Genomic DNA, 16,915 nt, shown 5'->3' on the forward strand with positions numbered 1-16,915 from the left:
AGAACGCACTGGCACTGCTGATCTCCGCACTGGCTCTGAGCTCCGCCGCACAGGCCGCCGAAGTGTACAACAAAGACGGCAACAAGCTGGATTTCTACGGCAAACTGAAAGCAATGCGCTACATCAGCGATGCGGAAACCAACGCCAGCAACAACGCTGACAAGTCCTACGTGCGTATCGGCTTCAAAGGCCAGACCCAGATTAACGAACTGCTGACCGGCTATGGCCAGTGGGAATATCAGTACAACCTCAACAACCCGGAAAGCGACTCCAACGTCGGCAACAAAACCCGTCTGGGCTTCGCCGGTATTAAAGCGGGCGACTACGGCTCATTCGATTACGGCCGCAACTACGGTCTGATTTACGACGTGGAAGCGATCACCGATATGATGCCGGAGTTCGGCGCCACCGCCTATACTTCCGCCGATGTCTACATGCTGACCCGCACCAACGGCGTCGCCACCTACCGCAACACCAACTTCTTCGGTCTGGTGGAAGGCCTGGACTTCGCTCTGCAATATCAGGGGAAAAACGAAAGCTCTACGCGCAGCGACGGCGTCTCTAACGGCGACGGCATGGCGGCCTCTCTCTCTTATAAAATCATCGACGGCCTGAGCATCAAAGGCGCGGTCTCCTCCTCCAACCGTACGCTGGATCAGAAGAACAGCGACTTCGGCGGCGGCGAGAAAGCGGAAGCCTGGGCGACCGGCCTGAAGTATGACGATAACGGCGTCTATCTGGCGGCCACCTGGGCGGAAACGCGCAATATGAACCCGATCAGCGGCACCGCGCAGGTTGGCGGCGAAAATGTCAGCGTCAGCGGCTACGCCAACAAGCTGCAAAACCTCGAGCTGGTAGCGCAGTATCAGTTTGATTTCGGCCTGCGTCCTTCTCTGGCCTACGTGCAGACTAAAGTAAAAGATATCGAAGGCGGCGTGGGCGATGCGGATTACTACAAGTTTGCTGACGTCGGCGCGACTTACTACTTCAACAAAAACATGTCAGCCTTCGTTGATTATAAAATCAACCTGCTGGATGACAACAACACGCTGAACCGCAACACCGACGATATCGTGGCGATCGGCATGACCTACCAGTTCTGATGCGCGGCGGCGCGCGGTCAGCGGCCTGAATCCACCCGGATTGCTGCAACAGGACGCTGGTCGCTCGCCATCTTGCAGGATAAAAAAAGGGCAGGCGATTCGCCTGCCCTTTTTTGTTCGTCGAGCGATCAGGCGGTGAGTTTCACCGGCTGCTCGCTGGCGCCTTCCGCCGGTCGCAGTCCCAGCTCCAGCTCGGCCAGGGTAGCTTTCAGTCGTTCATGGAAATTACGCAGCGTCTCTTCCAGCTTTTCTTCGTTCTCTTTGCCTTTGATTGCGCATGGCTTCCATTCGCCATCCTTATCGTGCAGACCAAAGTAGTACTGATAGGTAAAGTGGTCGGATTGTGCGTCCAACTCCAGCCACCATCCCCAAAATTCACGATTTTCCGGTGCAGGCTTAACATTAACGCAAACGGCCAGGCAGTCGAAAAAGAAACGCCCATCTTCGCATTTGTTCTCGCGGATATAGGGGCCCAGCGCGGTAAAACGTTTAATTAACCGGCTTCTGGGATGTCCATTCGGTAACGTCATGGTTTACACCTCCTTAAATGAGCTAACAGTTTTAGCAAACTGAGGCGAAATAGCAACTTATCACTTCAACTGTTGCAGCAGCCAGTCGCAGGTCGTTTGCAAGGCGCGATCGAAGTTATTCAGCACCGGCGAGAAGCCGATCGGCAGCAGCTTGCCGCTGGCCGAGGAGTTGACGATCAGCCGCGCATCCTCTTCCGGGCTCCAGGGATCGTTCTGCCAGTAGCCCGCCAGCATCGGCGTCGGCGTACGGCGGCCCAGCAGCCCCTGGGTTTTCAGCGAATAGCGGTTCAGCTCGGCGCTGAGCGTCTCATCGGTGGCGTGCGCCATGCCGAGACGACTGGCCAGCACGTCGATATACATATCGGGCACATGCGTCTGCTGAGCGGGATTCGCCAGCAGCGCATGCACGATCGGCCCCAGCGTGGCGACGCCGCGCAGCCGCTGCGCCTCCAGAAAGGCCAGCCGCACCGCTACGTTCGCGCCGAAGCGATAGCCCAGCGCCGCCACGCGCGTATGATCGACCCACGGCACCGTGTCCAGCCCGCGCAGCACCTGCTGATGCAGGAAGCTGGTGTCCTGCGTCAGCTTCCATTTAGAGGAAAAGCCGACCGACGGCATATCGATGGTCAACATCGCGATGCCGCGCGGCGCCAGATAATCATGGAACAGGCGATAGTTATCGATTTGCAGACTGTCGAGACTGCCGCACAGCAGCACCGTAGGATAAGGCGCGCTGACGCCAGGCGGCATATGCAGGAAACCGGTGATAGCGCTGCCGCCCTGAACAGAAAAGGTCAGTTCTTTCAGCTCCCCGTCCAGGCGCAGCGTCGCCTCCTCATAGGCGCGGCTGGCCAGGATCTGCGCCTGCTCCGCCAGCTCGTCGCCTTTAATGTGCGGCCAGGCGGCCAGGCTGTAGAGATTCACCGCATGCAGCCAGTGCTGGCCCGCCTCCGGCGTATCGCCCGCCTCCTGCGCTTTCTGCTGCCAGAACGCCGCCTGTTTGCTCCACTCGTAAATCCAGTTGCCGCCGCGATAGCCGATCACCGTATCCAGCCACGCCTCGCTGGTGCGCTCCGCGCGGCTGGCGGCGATGCGCGCCAGTACCTCGCCGATTTCCAGCGGCGAAAGCCCGCGCCAGCTCCAGAGCAGCCGGTTCAGCATACGATACCAGCCGGTGTGGCTTTCGCCCTCCAGCGTGGAGTGCAGGGTCGCGGTCAGATGGTGGCGCTGGCGCACCAGCGAGGAAGTTTCAGGATGTTTGAAGCGGGGTTTAAACAGCTCTTCGCTGAGATTTTTTGCTGACATGATGTAGCCCTTTTCCCACGGCGCGATGATGACACCAGAGTTTACGTCACCGATCAGAGAGGCGCGACCCGCAGAAACGACAACGCCCGGCTTAACCGGGCGCTGTTTTGATGCAGGTCAATCAGCGATTGACGATCGGCGGAATAAAGGCCACGCCCATATCCCACGGCTGTTCGATCCAGGTGTTCTGCGGAATGTCCACCACGTAGTCGTCCACCAGCGGCGCGCCGGCCGGCTTAGCGAAGATAGTGACGAAACGCGCTTTCGGATACATTTCACGGATCGCCTGCGCGGTGCCGCCGGTATCCACCAGGTCGTCAATCACGATAAAGCCTTCGCCGTCGCCTTCCGCGCGCTTCAGCACGTTCATTTCGCGCTGATGGTCATGGTCATAGCTGGAGATGCAGACCGTATCGACGTAGCGGATAGAGAGTTCGCGCGCCAGCAGCGCGGCCGGTACCAGGCCACCGCGGCTAACCGCAATAATGCCTTTCCACTGTTCGACAGGAAGCAGGCGCTGAGCCAGTTTACGGGCATGAATCTGCAGCATGTCCCAGGTGACGACGTATTTTTCGCTCATAAAAGGAATCCCAGCCAATCGAATTGGCTTAAAAAATGTGCAATGGGAAAAGGTTGCGCGGCATTATAAGGATCTGACGCGCTAAAAACCAGCACCGGATTGCGCGGTTGCCGCATTTTAACGCGCCTGACTGCACAGCGGACAATAAAGGATGTTATTCTCCCTGCATCACGTCAGATTCGCTGACGGCGATCGATTACCGAAAATTTTGCAACGGAGCGCAGCCGCGCGCCGATGACACAGGAGACCTGTCGTGTCTGAATTGTCTCAACTCTCTCCCCAGCCGCTGTGGGATATTTTCGCCAAAATCTGCTCCATCCCTCATCCCTCTTTCCATGAAGAAGCGCTGGCGCAGCATATTATCTCCTGGTCACAGGAGAAAGGCTTCTGGTGCGAACGCGACCAGGTCGGCAATATCCTTATCCGTAAACCGGCCACGCCGGGTATGGAAAACCGTAAGCCGGTGGCGCTGCAGGCACACCTGGATATGGTGCCGCAAAAAAATAACGACACCGTGCATGACTTCGCCAAAGACCCGATTCAGCCTTATATCGACGGCGAGTGGGTTAAAGCGCGCGGCACCACGCTGGGCGCGGACAACGGCATCGGTATGGCCTCGGCGCTGGCGGTGCTGGCTGATGACAGCGTGCAGCACGGTCCGCTGGAAGTGCTGCTGACCATGACGGAAGAGACCGGTATGGACGGCGCGTTCGGTTTACAGCCGAACTGGTTGCAGTCGGAAATTCTGATCAACACCGATTCCGAAGAAGAAGGCGAGATTTACATGGGCTGCGCCGGCGGCATCGATTTTACCGCGACGCTGCCGTTGCAGCGCGAAGCGGTGCCGGCCGGTTATGAGCATCTGCGTCTGACGCTGAAGGGGCTGAAAGGCGGCCACTCCGGCGCGGAGATCCATCTCGGCCTGGGCAATGCCAACAAGCTGCTGGCGCGCTTCCTTGCCGCGCACGCGCGCGATTTCGATCTGCGTCTGGTTGATTTCAACGGCGGCACGCTGCGCAACGCCATCCCGCGCGAGGCGTTCGTCACCTTTGCGCTGCCGACGGCGAAAATCGACGCGCTGAAATCGGCGGCGATGGGCTACCTGGCGACGCTGCAAAACGAGCTGGGCATGATTGAGAAAAACATCGCGCTGCAAACCGAGCCGGTTGCAGGCGATGCGCTGGCGCTGACCGCTGAAAGCCGCGACCGCTTTATCGCCCTGCTGAACAGCACGCCGAACGGCGTGATCCGCAACTCCGACGTAGCGAAAGGCGTGGTGGAAACCTCCCTGAACGTAGGCGTGGTGACCATGAGCGAGCAGGAAGCGAAAATCAACTGCCTGATCCGCTCATTGATCGACAGCGGTAAAGAGTATGTGGTTGAAATGCTGACTTCGCTGAGCGAGCTGGCTGGCGCGCAAACCCTGGTGAAAGGCAGCTATCCCGGCTGGCAGCCGGACGCCAGCTCGCCGGTCATGGCGCTGGTGCGTGAAACCTATCAGCGTCTGTTCAATAAGACGCCGAACATCCAGGTGATCCACGCCGGTCTGGAGTGCGGCCTGTTCAAGAAGCCTTACCCGGATATGGATATGGTCTCTATCGGCCCCACCATTACCGGCCCGCACTCGCCGGATGAGCAGGTGCATATCGGTAGCGTCGGCCTTTACTGGCAGCTGCTGACGGAACTGCTGAAGGCGATTCCGGCGAAGTAATTCGCGTTAACAGGCTACAGGCTTCGTTTGCTGAAAGGTCAGACTCCGGTCTGGCCTTTTTTTATTCCCATTTCGCCCCGCGTCAACCCAGCATAAAGCACCACCTTTTCGCCGCAGCGCTGGCGCATTCCGCTATCGCCTCAGCGATTCACCGCCGCTTCCCCTGATATGTCTGGATGTCTGGATGGCTAATAACGTTTCGTGTTAGCTTATGCGCTTTCGGTTGTTGCCAGTTTGTAGCCGCCATTAAAAAATGTGGCAAAACATTTGTTTAATTTATTCGGGAGACCCTGCATGGCCGCGTTGAATTGCCTGGAGATGCGTCACATCTCCCTCTCCTTTAGCGGCTTCGCCGCGCTCAGCCAGGTGGATTTTCAGCTGGAAGGCGGCTCGGTGCATGCGCTGACCGGCGCCAACGGCGCGGGAAAATCAACGCTGATGGCAGTGCTGGCTGGCGCGCATGCCGACTATCAGGGCGAGATCCTGCTCGACGGCCAGCCGGTGACGCTGCGTTCGCCGCGCGACGCGAAGCGCCTCGGCATTCATCTGGTGCAGCAGGAGGTGGACGTGGCGCTGGTGCCGCAGCTCAGCGTGGCGGAGAACATCATGCTGGATCGGCTGTCGGAGCCGGGCCTGCGCTATCGCTGGAGTGAGATGCGGCATCAGGCGCGCGAACTGCTGGCGCAGCTGGAGTCGCCGCTGCCGGTCAACCGGCTGGTAGAGCGCTGCACCCTGGCGGAGAAGCAGCAAATTCTGCTGGCGCGCGCCCTCTCCCATCACTGTCGCTTCCTGATCCTCGACGAGCCGACCGCGCCGCTCGATCGGCACGAAAGCGAACGCCTGTTTCGCGTGGTGCGGCGCTTACAACAGAACGGCATCGGCGTGGTGTTTATCTCTCACCGCATTCAGGAGCTGAAAACCATCTGCGACCGCATGACGGTGCTGCGCGACGGGCATCTGGTGAGTAGCGAGTCGATGCAGGCGCTGAACGCAGAGCAGATCGTCGAAAAAATGCTGGGGCACCGGCTGGATGATATCTATCCGCCGCGCCGCAGCCTGCCGCCGGGAGACACGGTGCTGGAAATCAGCGGGCTGCATGACGATCGGCTGCTACAGGATATCGCGCTGACGCTGCGCCGGGGCGAAGTATTAGGCATCGCCGGGCTGGCGGGCGCGGGCAAAAGCGAGCTGTGCAAGGCGCTGTTCGGCGCCACCCGCAGCCGCGTCGCCAGCGGTCGCCTGCACGGCGCGCCCTGGCGGCCGCGCAGCCCGCACGACGCCGTCGCGCGCGGAGTGGCGCTGGTGCCGGAGGAGCGGCGGCGCGAGGGGATCTTTATTGATGAATCGGTGGCGATGAACCTGAGCGTCACCGCCGACGACAGCTTCTCCCGCTGGGGCATTTACGGCCATCGCCAGGCGTGGCGCTGGGCGCAGCAGATTATCGCGCGGCTGGGCATCCGCACGCGCGGGCCGCAGCAGCCGTTGCGCCGTCTCTCAGGCGGCAACCAGCAGAAAGTCGCCATCGGCAAATGGCTGCGTAACGACGCGAAGGTGCTGATTTTCGATGAGCCGACCAAAGGCGTCGATATCAAAGCCAAAACCGACCTGTTCAACCTGATCGACGGCCTGGCACGCGAAGGCAAAGCGATTATCTACGCCTCCGGCGAGTTTTCCGAGCTGGTTGGCCTGTGCGACCGCATCTGCGTGCTGTGGGACGGCCGCATCGTCGCCGAGCTGGAGGCCAGCGCCACTGATGAAGAGACCCTGTTACTTTATTCCACCGGAGGAACCCCTGCGTGAGCAGCAAAGATCTGACCCTGACGCCGCGTCCGTCGCTGCGCCACCAGCTGTTTGAATTTTTGTATAAGTGGGGAATGGTGCTGACGGTGATCCTGCTGATCGCCGCCTTCGGCCTCGCCTCAGACAGCTTTCTCGACCCGAACAATATCATCAACATTCTGCGATCTATCGCCATCGTAACGGTGATCGCCGTCGGCGTGTCGATCTCGCTGACGGTGGGCGGCTTCGACCTCTCGGTCGGCTCCACCGCCTCGCTGGCGAACGCGCTGGTGATTTCGCTGTTCATCTGGTACGGCTTCAGCACGACTGAGGCGATCGTGGTGACACTGCTGCTCTGTACGCTGGTGGGGCTGTTTAACAGCCTGCTGATCGTGGTGCTGCGCATTCCTGACATGCTGGCGACGCTGGCGACGCTGTTTGTGGTGCAGGGCGTGGCGATGACGTACAGCTACGGCGGCTCGATTACCGAGAATATGGTGCTGCCGAGCGGCGATATGGCGGAAGGCGCGATCCCCGCCGCATTCGGCCTGCTCGGCCAGGTGCCGACCATCGTGATTATTATGCTGGCGGTGACGCTGGCGGCGCAGCTGGCGCTGTCGCTGACCAAGCATGGCCGCCGCATGTACGCGCTGGGCGGCAACGCCGAAGCGGCGCGTCTCTCCGGCATCCGCACCGTGCGCTACCGCGTGCTGGCCTACGTGCTGGCGTCGCTGCTGGCCGGGCTGGGCGGCATTCTGCTGGCGTCGCGCATCGGCTCTTCGCAGGTCAACGCGGGCGGCGGCTATCTGATGGATGCCGTGGCGGCCGCCTGGATCGGCTTCTCGCTGGCGGGCGCGGGCAAACCCAACGCGCTCGGCACGCTGTTAGGCGCGGTGATCCTCGGCGTGCTGCAAAACGGGCTGGTGATGCTGTCGGTGCCCTATTACGCCATGGACATTATTAAAGGGCTGGTGCTGGCGTTGGCGCTGGCGATGACCTACTTCCCGCGCCGCTAAGGCGCTTTTGACAGGGTAAATAATGATGAAATCTTTCGCACTCTCTTTGATCGCCGTCGGCCTGCTGAGCGTGGCGCCGACGTTCGCCGCCACGCCCGCTCCGGTGCCGACGGCCATCGCCGACCATGACGGCCCCATCCGCATTGCGGTGATCCGCAACCTCGGCTCCGACGACAACACGACCCAGTTCGTCGCCGGGGCGATTCAGCAGGGACGTAAGCTCGGCTTTAAGGTCAGCACTTTCCTCAGCAACGGCGACGACGCGCGCTTCCAGGATTTCGTCAATCAGGCCATCGGCCAGAAATATGACGGCATTCTGCTGTCGCACGGCAAAGCGCCCTACGCCACCGCGCTGGTGAAGCGCATCGCCGACGCTGGCATCAAGGTGGCGGTTTTCGATACCCCGGTTGACGCCGCTATTCCCGGCGTGACGGTAAGCGCGCAGGACGACGCCTCGCTGGCGGCGCTGTCGCTGGGTCAGTTGATCAAAGATTTCAACGGCAAGGCCAATATCGTCAAGCTATGGGTAGCGGGCTTTCCGCCGATGGAGCGCCGACAGGTGGTTTATGAAAAGCTGCTGAAGGAAAATCCCGGCATTCGTCAGCTGGAGTCGATCGGCGCCGTCTCTTCCGACGTGCAGGGCGACACCGCCAATAAAATCGGCGCGATACTGGCGAAATATCCAAAAGGCCAGATCGATGCCATCTGGGGCGCGTGGGACGCCTTCAGCCAGGGCGCTTACAAAGCGCTACAGGAGAATGGCCGTACCGAAATTAAGCTCTACAGCATCGATGTTTCCAATCAGGATCTACAGCTGATGCGTCAGCCTGGCAGCCCGTGGAAACAGACGGTGGCGGTAGACAGCAAGCTGATCGGCGCGGTGAATATGCGTCTGCTGGCGCAGAAGATCGCTGGCGAACCCACGCCCGCCAGCTATCAGTTTAAAGCCTCAGCGATTGACCAGGCGGCGCTAAACGGCCAGCAGAGCGCGGTAAACGTGGCGACGCTGAATAAAATTCTTCCCGGCTGGGGCGAAAGCAATGATTTTGTCGCCCCCTGGTTCGCCACGCTGGAGGCAAAGTACGGGAAAAAGTGATGCAGAAAACCGGCCGCAGGGCCGGTTTATTTGTAATGCTTCCGGCCGCCTCTGCGATGTTCTGATGGCGAACAGCTGCGCGGCGCGAAGCAGCAAACCGCCAGGGCAGATAAAAGCCAACGCCAACGGCGTGCAAGTCCACCTGCCCCACTGCGCCCGCCAGCGGGAAAACTACAGCCCCAGCACCAGCTGCCTTTCCAGCTGCGGATGCAACAGCGTGACGTGCAGCCCGACCAGCCGGACGCCGCGACCGCCGCGCCGCTCATCCCAGGTCTTTTTCGCCACCGCGATCAGGTCTTCCTTATTCAGGATCGGCCAGACATGCTCCTGGGTGGTCTGCTGAAAATCGCTAAACTTCAGCTTTACGCCCTGCCGCGCAATATGGCGATCCGGCTTGATTTTAGTCAGGCGCCGCTCCAGCTCGTCATAGAGAAAATCGATAATCTCCAGGCACTGCTCCCAGTGGTGAATATCCTCCGACAGCGTGCGCTCCACGCCAAGCGACTTGCGCTCGCGATCGGCGATCACTTCCCGTTCGTCAATACCGTGGCTGCGCTCCCAGATAACGCGGCCAAACTTGCCAAAGCGCTTCAGCAGCATCGCCAGATCGCTGTTCTGCACGTCGGCGCAGGTGCGCAGCCCTAAATCCTCCAGCTTCTTTGCCGTCACTTTGCCGACGCCCGGAATTTTCGCCAGCGGCAGCGTTAGCAAAAACTGCGGCATCTCCTCCGGCGTGATCACGTACTGGCCGTTCGGCTTATTCAGATCCGAGGCGATTTTGGCGAGAAACTTGATCGGCGCGACGCCCGCCGACGCGGTAAGGTTCAGCTCATCGGCGATGATCTGGCGGATTTCACGCGCCATCAGCGTCGCCGAGCCGTGGCAGTGCGGGCTGTCGGTAACGTCCAGGTATGCCTCGTCCAGCGACAGCGGCTCGATACGTGCGGTATAGCGCGAAAAGATCTCCCGGATATGGGCGGAGGCTTCTTTATACGCGTCGAAGCGCCCCGGCAGCAGCGTCAGATGTGGACAGAGCTTTAGCGCCATCGCCGTGGACATCGCGCTGCGTACGCCATATTTACGCGCGGGATAGTTGGCGGTGCTGATCACGCCGCGTTGGGTGCGGCTGCCGCCGATAGCGAGAGGAATATCGCGCAGGCTGGGGTTATCACGCATCTCCACCGCTGCGTAAAAGCAGTCCATATCGACATGAATGATTTTGCGCATACCCCCTCCGCTGACACTGGATAAGTATACAGCCAACCCAAAGGGATTCAATGGCACAGTGTAATGAATATTGCGGCGCGACGCCTGCCGCTACGCTGGCTGGCAACGAAATAACAGCTATTTATTAACCGGCATCTTGATAAAAAAACAGACAGTGATAATGTTGCGCAGCGATAGCGGAATGTTCCGATTATGCAAGTCACAGACGCCGTTGGGCGTTGCAGTTTAACCCCCTCATTACAAGGGAAAAAGAATGGGCAAAATCGCACTGTTGTTTGCGATGATTCTTTTGCCGGCCCTCAGCATGGCAAGCGCGCCGGACCCAGTGCAACCACTGGCGCCGGTCAGCAAAGAGTTAAAGAAGCAGTTATTAGGTACGCCGGTTTATATTCAGATTTTCAAAGAAGAGCGCACGCTGGAACTTTACGGCAAGATCGGCAACGAATTCCGCCTGCTCGACAGCTATCGCATCTGTAACTTTTCCGGCGGACTGGGGCCGAAGCGCCGTCAGGGCGACTTCAAAAGCCCGGAAGGTTTCTATAGTGTCAGGCTCAATCAGCTGAAGCCGGACAGCCGTTTTTACCGCGCGATCAATATCGGTTTTCCTAACCAGTACGATCGTCAGCAGGGCTATGACGGCAAATATTTGATGATCCACGGCGCCTGCGTCTCAATCGGCTGTTACGCCATGACCAACGCCTATATGGATGAGATTTTCAGCTATGTGAACGCCGCGCTGCGCAACGGCCAGCCGGAAGTGGCAGTGAGCATCTACCCGTTCCGCATGACTGAAAGCAATATGCAGCGTCACCGCAACTCTTATTACGCCAGCTTCTGGAAAGAGTTGCAGCCGGGCTACGCTTACTTTGTCGAACATCGCCAGCCGCCGACGGTAGCTGTCAATAACGGCAGGTATGTGCTGAACGGCGCGCCGGTCAGCGGCACCCCTGCCGCCTCCGCGTCATTCCTGGCGCTCTCCAAGGCAAAATAGTTGCCACTCGCCTGGCGCGATACGGTGCCAGGTTTCATTGCCGGTTAGCGGCTGAGTGGCAATCACCGTGACCACGTCGTTTGGCGTGGTCTGCTTCTGAAAGTCTATCTCCACATCCTGATCCAGCAGCTTCGCTTTGCCGAAGGGCGCGCGGCGCGTGATCCAGAACAGGTTGGTCGAGCAGTAGGCCATCAGATAGCGGCCATCCGACAGCAGCATGTTAAACACCCCCTTCTGACGCAGCTCCCCTGCCAGCTCGGCGATATAGCGGAACACCGCCGTCCAGTTGCCGGGCGTGCGCGGATAGCGCGTCGCCAGCTTATGCAGCAGCCAGCAGAACGCCTTTTCGCTGTCGGTCTCGCCTACTGGCCGAAAATTGCCGGTTTCCAGCTGACGATAGCCCCTGAGCTGGCCGTTATGGGCGTAGGTCCAGTGGCGTCCCCACAGCTCGCGGGTAAAAGGATGGGTATTTTCCAGCGACACCTGACCGCGATTCGCCTGGCGAATATGCGCCACCACCGAACAGGATTTGATCGGGTACTCCTGCACCAGTCGCGCAATCGGCGAGTTATAGCTGGGCTGCGGATCTTTAAAGGTGCGACAACCTTTATTCTCATAAAAGGTGATGCCCCAGCCATCTTTATGCGGCCCGGTGCCGCCGCCGCGCTGTACCAGGCCGGTGAAGCTGAAACAGATATCAGTTGGAACGTTGGCGCTCATTCCGAGCAATTCACACATAGTCGGGGCCTCCGGCACGGTTTAGCGACGATTATAACCAATCAGACAGCGGCGGACAGCGGGAACGCAACCGCTATTTTCAGCAAAGGAAAGATAAAAGCGCCAGGGAAAGTGCGGGCAGAGCCGCAGAAACGCCGCGTCGGGGATGACGCGGCGGCGTAATCGACCAGAAGGCGGTTACTTTTTCTCCATCTCTTTTTCGATCAGCAGCATCAGGATATGGATCACTTTGATATGAATTTCCTGAATGCGGTCGGCATAGCCGAAATGGGGTACGCGGATTTCGATATCGGCGCTGCCCGCCATTTTGCCGCCGTCTTTGCCGGTCAGCGTGATCACTCTCATCCCCTGCGCGCGCGCGGCTTCAATCGCCTTAATAATATTCGCCGAGTTGCCGGAGGTGGAGATGCCCAGCAGCACGTCGCCCGTACGCCCGACCGCCTCAACGTAGCGCGAGAAAACGTAGTCGTAGCCGAAATCGTTGCTGACGCAGGAGAGATGGCTGACGTCGGAGATAGCGATGGCCGGATAGCCGGGACGGTTTTCGCGATAGCGTCCGGTCAGTTCTTCGGCGAAGTGCATCGCGTCGCAGTGAGAGCCGCCGTTACCGCAGGAAAGCACTTTGCCGCCTGCCTTGAAGCTGTCGGCAAGCAACACCGCAGCACGCTGGATCGCGTGAATATTCGCATCTTCGCTCAGGAATTTATTTAGCGTATCCGCTGCTTCGTTAAGTTCTGAACGAATAATATCCTGGTACATAGGGATGTCCTTTGGATGAGAAAGAGTCAGCGCAAGTTTACCGGAATGGCAACAGGCCGCAAAGCGTTGCGCTGTGAAGTGAGCGATTTGACCAATCATGCGGCCGGAGTGTGAGCCAGGTTGTAATTATTATGTTATGCAATTGCTAAACAACCTTAACTGCTCTAAATCTGTACTCAGACCAACAGGTCAGACCTCTTACTTCATACGGAGCGGTTCATTATGATGGTTCTTTCTGTTCTTGCGACGCTGGCGTTAATCGGCGCGCTTTTCTGGCATCGCGTTTCGCTTCGCCTCAGCAGCGTCATTCTGCTGCTGTGGACGGCGGCGATGGCGCTGTTCGATCTCTGGACGCCCTGGATGCTGCTGCCGCTGGCGCTGATTCTGCTGCCGTTAAATCTGACGTCGCTGCGCCGCTCCCTGTTTTCCGCCCCGATGCTACGCACTTTCCGCAACGTGATGCCGCCGATGTCACGCACCGAGAAGGAGGCGATCGACGCTGGCACGACCTGGTGGGAAGGCGATCTGTTTCGCGGCAATCCCGACTGGCAAAAGTTGCATAACTACCCGCAGCCGCGCCTGACCCCCGAGGAGCAGGCGTTTCTCGACGGCCCGGTAGAAGAAGCGTGCCGTATGGCGAACGATTTCCAGATCACGCACGAGATGGCCGATCTGCCGCCGGAGCTGTGGGCTTATCTGAAAGAGCACCGTTTCTTCGCGATGATCATTAAGAAAGAGTATGGCGGGCTGGCGTTCTCCGCCTACGCCCAGGCGCGCGTGCTGCAAAAGCTGGCGGGCGTCTCCGGCATTCTGGCGATCACCGTCGGCGTGCCTAACTCACTCGGTCCCGGCGAGCTGCTGCAACATTACGGCACCGATGAGCAGAAGGATCACTATCTGCCGCGTCTGGCGCGCGGCGAAGAAATTCCCTGTTTTGCGCTGACCAGCCCGGAAGCGGGCTCCGATGCGGGCGCCATTCCAGATACCGGCGTGGTCTGCATGGGCGAATGGCAGGGCCAGCAGGTGCTGGGCATGCGCCTGACCTGGAACAAGCGCTACATTACTCTGGCGCCAATCGCTACCGTACTCGGCCTGGCGTTTAAGCTTTACGATCCCGAACATCTGCTGGGCGATACCGAAGAGCTGGGCATCACCTGTGCCCTGATCCCGACCCATACGCCGGGCGTGGAGATCGGCAAGCGCCACTTCCCGCTCAACGTGCCGTTCCAGAACGGTCCGACGCGCGGCAAAGATATCTTCGTGCCGATTGACTACATTATCGGCGGCCCGAAAATGGCGGGTCAGGGCTGGCGGATGCTGGTTGAATGCCTGTCGGTCGGACGCGGCATCACCCTGCCCTCTAACTCCACCGGCAGCGTGAAAAGCCTGGCGCTGGCCACCGGCGCCTATGCGCGTATTCGTCGCCAGTTCAAAGTCTCTATCGGCAAGATGGAAGGGATCGAGGAGCCGCTGGCGCGCATCGCGGGTAACGCTTACGTGATGGACGCCGCCGCAACGCTGATCACCGCCGGTATTATGCTCGGCGAAAAACCGGCGGTGCTGTCGGCGATTGTGAAATATCACTGCACCCATCGCGGCCAGCGCGCCATTATCGATGCGATGGATATCGCGGGCGGTAAAGGGATTATGCTCGGCAAGAGCAACTTTCTCGCCCGCGCTTATCAGGGCGCGCCGATCGCCATTACCGTCGAAGGCGCGAACATCCTGACGCGCAGCATGATCATCTTCGGCCAGGGCGCGATCCGCTGCCATCCTTATGTGTTGCAGGAGATGGCCGCCGCCGAACGCAACGACCTGCCCGCTTTCGACCGCGCGTTGTTCAGCCATGTCGGTCACGTCGGCAGCAACGTGGTGCGCAGCCTGTGGCTCGGCATTACCGGCGGCTACACCAGCGCCTCACCGACGCGCGACGCCACGCGCCGCTACTACCAGCACCTTAACCGCATTAGTGCTAACCTGGCGCTGCTGTCGGACGTTTCGATGTCGGTGCTGGGCGGCAGCCTGAAACGCCGCGAACGCATTTCGGCTCGTCTGGGCGATATCCTGAGTCAGCTCTATCTCGCTTCGGCGGCGCTGAAGCGCTATGACGACGAAGGCCGTCAGGCGGCGGATCTGCCGCTGCTGCATTGGGGCGTGCAGGATGCGCTGAATCAGGCGGAAGACGCCATTGACGATCTGCTGCGCAACTTCCCGAACGCGGCCATCGCGGCAACGCTGCGCCTGGTGATTTTCCCTACGGGCCGCCACTGCCGCGCGCCGTCGGACCGTCTGGATCATCAGCTGGCAAAGCTGCTGCAAACGCCCTCCGCCACCCGTTCCCGTCTGGGTCGCGGTCAATACCTGACGCCGAGCGAGCATAACCCGGCCGGACAGCTGGAGGCTGCGCTGCACGATGTAATGGCGGCGGAAGTGATTCACGATCGTCTCAACAAGCAGTTGAAAACGCATCTGTCCTTTACCCGTCTTGACGAGCTGGCGCAGCGCGCGCTACAGGAAGGCTGGATTAACGCGCAGGAAGCAGAGGTGCTGAAACGCGCCGAAGTGAGCCGCCTGCGTTCGATTAACGTGGATGAGTTTGAGCCGGATGCGCTGGCGACCCAGCCGGTAAAGCAGGAGCAGACCGAGATTCGTAAAATCGAAGCCGCCTGACAGCCAATAAAAAAGACGAAGCAGCAACACGCCGCGCTGCGAAGGAAGGTGGGAGACCGGATGTTCAACGGCGCGGCACGCAAGGCCTGAGTGTTTATGCTCAGGCCTTTTTTATTGGAGGGGATGTGGGGGTTTTAAATTGCTGGTGCGATGGTAAAGGGTATTGTCCCTGCGAATAGCTACCCTATCGAGAGTGGCCACAGATAATCACAGGTAAGTAGAAGTTGATGGTTGACAAGGCTCGCCAGCAAATGGTTTCGTTTTAACGATATTTTTGGGCACCAGTTTAATCAGAATGTATATGATAAATAGCGTTAAGCCGATATATACGCCTCTTTCTGTCCAGGTTTCAAAATGAAAAAACCAGTATGTGCATAAGAATAGCGACAAGCCACCAATTAACGAGCCCGTGTAGCCCAAGAGCGTGCGCATTACTGCTCCGTATTTTCCATCATCGCTTTTTGAGTTCATGGCCTACCGCATCAATGATTTGGTTAAAAGCTGGTGCTCCGTTAGTCCATTTAACATGCAGCGCTTCCACAAAAGGTTGCAGGGCTGTAAAGCATTATAGACTTCAGGCACGTAGCTTCTTAGCCGTTGAGAGATATAGATGCTGCGCTCCGCCATTCCTCCTGCCAGTAATGTATTACCGATAGCACCGCCACGTAAACCGACAAGAAAGCCTCCATGCTGTGAAAAAGTTTGCGCGATGCGTCCAGAAATCAGTGTATTCGTTGTGGTCCTGCCTGCGACAGAAAACGCAATTTTGCCATAAATAGCGTTTTACTTTTCCGCAGAAATATATTTATTGAATGCATCAAATACTATTTCAATGGTTTTAATGAATTTGTGATTTTTCAAAATACCATAGCGAATTGCCTTCACCATCCTGATGCGTTCAGTTTCTCGTATATATCGTGAGTCAGTGTCTAAAAAGTCGTATGCAAGATAACCGATATCCTGCGGCACCGACATGATACCGGTCCAGAAACTGAGAACGGAATCAGGTGAGATGAGTATTTTAGCTATCCGTTGCGCTATGTAAGAGTACCGCTGCATCCTGGCGCCCAGCCAGTGCTGCTGGATTTTTTCAATACGGATGCACTGAAAATTTTTTGCCGCCGCGAGGCGTTTTTCATTATCAAACCAGAAATTTACCCACAGCTGAAGCCAGTTCGTCGGACGATATTCGCTCTGTGGAGAGAGCCAGGAAAAGTCGATTTCATTACCGGCATAAAGCGGTGTCCCGCCCCCGCCGCAAAAACCCACCATCACGCCAGCGCGAGCGAATTCACGCATCGCAGCCTGCGTAACGGACGTGCCCGTTCCCAGCATAACGACAGTGGTATTGGCGATGGGAATATTCCAGTAAAGAGACTGTTTGCCTTCATCAGTAACATATTCAACCCG

General features: G+C 58.6%; 13 protein-coding genes and 2 pseudogenes. 7 read left to right on the forward strand and 8 right to left on the reverse strand.

Annotated features, from left to right (window positions below):
• Positions 1-1,103 (forward strand): porin (locus MYY08_RS13650; protein WP_288014577.1); only part of this gene is annotated, 1,103 nt, incomplete at its 5' end.
• A 128-nt stretch (positions 1,104-1,231) separates the two neighbouring features.
• On the opposite strand, the gene crl is transcribed toward MYY08_RS13650, so the two are convergent.
• From crl to gpt, 3 genes are all read right to left on the reverse strand, one after another.
• Positions 1,232-1,633 carry a sigma factor-binding protein Crl gene (gene crl, locus MYY08_RS13655; protein ID WP_038627892.1) on the reverse strand — a complete coding sequence of 134 codons (402 nt, stop codon included), beginning with the start codon at positions 1,631-1,633 and terminating at the stop codon, positions 1,232-1,234.
• A gap of 60 nt (positions 1,634-1,693) precedes the next feature.
• Positions 1,694-2,938, reverse strand: coding sequence for an esterase FrsA (gene frsA / locus MYY08_RS13660; protein WP_038627893.1), 1,245 nt, complete (start codon positions 2,936-2,938; stop codon positions 1,694-1,696).
• Between the two features lie 121 nt (positions 2,939-3,059).
• Positions 3,060-3,518 (reverse strand): xanthine phosphoribosyltransferase, encoded by a 459-nt coding sequence (gene gpt, locus MYY08_RS13665; protein ID WP_038627895.1) that lies wholly within the window; start codon positions 3,516-3,518, stop codon positions 3,060-3,062.
• A gap of 253 nt (positions 3,519-3,771) precedes the next feature.
• On the opposite strand from gpt, the gene pepD reads away from it, so the two are divergent.
• The 4 genes from pepD (at position 3,772) to MYY08_RS13685 (ending at position 9,120) form a co-directional block, all read left to right on the forward strand.
• Positions 3,772-5,229, forward strand: a complete 1,458-nt coding sequence (pepD, locus tag MYY08_RS13670; protein WP_038627897.1) for a beta-Ala-His dipeptidase — start codon at positions 3,772-3,774, stop codon at positions 5,227-5,229.
• 294 nt (positions 5,230-5,523) lie between these two features.
• Positions 5,524-7,029, forward strand: coding sequence for a sugar ABC transporter ATP-binding protein (locus MYY08_RS13675; protein WP_038627900.1), 1,506 nt, complete (start codon positions 5,524-5,526; stop codon positions 7,027-7,029).
• Positions 7,026-8,024: an ABC transporter permease gene (locus MYY08_RS13680; RefSeq protein WP_038627903.1), complete on the forward strand. Its 999-nt coding sequence runs from the start codon at positions 7,026-7,028 to the stop codon at positions 8,022-8,024. Before MYY08_RS13675 ends, MYY08_RS13680 begins: the two co-directional genes overlap by 4 nt.
• Before the next feature lie 25 nt (positions 8,025-8,049).
• The gene (locus tag MYY08_RS13685) at positions 8,050-9,120 is read left to right on the forward strand and encodes a sugar ABC transporter substrate-binding protein (RefSeq protein WP_084971012.1); all 1,071 of its coding nucleotides are present in this window, start codon (positions 8,050-8,052) and stop codon (positions 9,118-9,120) included.
• Positions 9,121-9,291: 171 nt separating this feature from the next.
• Here MYY08_RS13685 and dinB read toward each other — a convergent pair whose 3' ends face one another.
• Positions 9,292-10,347 carry a DNA polymerase IV gene (gene dinB, locus MYY08_RS13690; RefSeq protein WP_038627905.1) on the reverse strand — a complete coding sequence of 352 codons (1,056 nt, stop codon included), beginning with the start codon at positions 10,345-10,347 and terminating at the stop codon, positions 9,292-9,294.
• Between the two features lie 253 nt (positions 10,348-10,600).
• On the opposite strand from dinB, the gene dpaA reads away from it, so the two are divergent.
• A complete protein-coding gene (gene dpaA / locus MYY08_RS13695; RefSeq protein ID WP_038627908.1) occupies positions 10,601-11,338 on the forward strand; it encodes a peptidoglycan meso-diaminopimelic acid protein amidase in 738 nt (245 codons plus the stop codon).
• On the opposite strand, the gene MYY08_RS13700 is transcribed toward dpaA, so the two are convergent.
• Both MYY08_RS13700 and lpcA read right to left on the reverse strand, forming a co-directional pair.
• Positions 11,309-12,076 (reverse strand): class II glutamine amidotransferase, encoded by a 768-nt coding sequence (locus MYY08_RS13700; RefSeq protein WP_038627910.1) that lies wholly within the window; start codon positions 12,074-12,076, stop codon positions 11,309-11,311. The genes dpaA and MYY08_RS13700 overlap by 30 nt on opposite strands.
• 177 nt (positions 12,077-12,253) lie before the next feature.
• Positions 12,254-12,835: a D-sedoheptulose 7-phosphate isomerase gene (lpcA, locus tag MYY08_RS13705; RefSeq protein ID WP_038627912.1), complete on the reverse strand. Its 582-nt coding sequence runs from the start codon at positions 12,833-12,835 to the stop codon at positions 12,254-12,256.
• A 222-nt stretch (positions 12,836-13,057) separates the two neighbouring features.
• On the opposite strand from lpcA, the gene fadE reads away from it, so the two are divergent.
• Positions 13,058-15,505: an acyl-CoA dehydrogenase FadE gene (gene fadE, locus MYY08_RS13710; protein ID WP_038627915.1), complete on the forward strand. Its 2,448-nt coding sequence runs from the start codon at positions 13,058-13,060 to the stop codon at positions 15,503-15,505.
• Positions 15,506-15,956: 451 nt separating this feature from the next.
• On the opposite strand, the pseudogene MYY08_RS13715 reads toward fadE, so the two are convergent.
• Positions 15,957-16,564 (reverse strand): annotated as a pseudogene (locus tag MYY08_RS13715) (Ssp6 family T6SS pore-forming effector).
• Positions 16,550-16,915 (reverse strand): annotated as a pseudogene (cas1f, locus tag MYY08_RS13720) (type I-F CRISPR-associated endonuclease Cas1f); the annotation flags it as partial. The pseudogenes MYY08_RS13715 and cas1f, both read right to left, overlap by 15 nt.

This window comes from Mixta sp., from assembly GCF_024610815.1.
GTDB lineage: Bacteria > Pseudomonadota > Gammaproteobacteria > Enterobacterales > Enterobacteriaceae > Mixta > Mixta calida.

Coding starts and splice junctions, on each gene's coding strand:
- dinB (WP_038627905.1), bottom strand. CDS start 10,347: ATGCGCAAAATCATTCATGTCGATATGGACTGCTTTTACGCAGCGGTG.
- gpt (WP_038627895.1), bottom strand. CDS start 3,518: ATGAGCGAAAAATACGTCGTCACCTGGGACATGCTGCAGATTCATGCC.
- MYY08_RS13675 (WP_038627900.1), top strand. CDS start 5,524: ATGGCCGCGTTGAATTGCCTGGAGATGCGTCACATCTCCCTCTCCTTT.
- MYY08_RS13700 (WP_038627910.1), bottom strand. CDS start 12,076: ATGTGTGAATTGCTCGGAATGAGCGCCAACGTTCCAACTGATATCTGT.
- MYY08_RS13685 (WP_084971012.1), top strand. CDS start 8,050: ATGAAATCTTTCGCACTCTCTTTGATCGCCGTCGGCCTGCTGAGCGTG.
- dpaA (WP_038627908.1), top strand. CDS start 10,601: ATGGGCAAAATCGCACTGTTGTTTGCGATGATTCTTTTGCCGGCCCTC.
- frsA (WP_038627893.1), bottom strand. CDS start 2,938: ATGTCAGCAAAAAATCTCAGCGAAGAGCTGTTTAAACCCCGCTTCAAA.
- fadE (WP_038627915.1), top strand. CDS start 13,058: ATGATGGTTCTTTCTGTTCTTGCGACGCTGGCGTTAATCGGCGCGCTT.
- crl (WP_038627892.1), bottom strand. CDS start 1,633: ATGACGTTACCGAATGGACATCCCAGAAGCCGGTTAATTAAACGTTTT.
- lpcA (WP_038627912.1), bottom strand. CDS start 12,835: ATGTACCAGGATATTATTCGTTCAGAACTTAACGAAGCAGCGGATACG.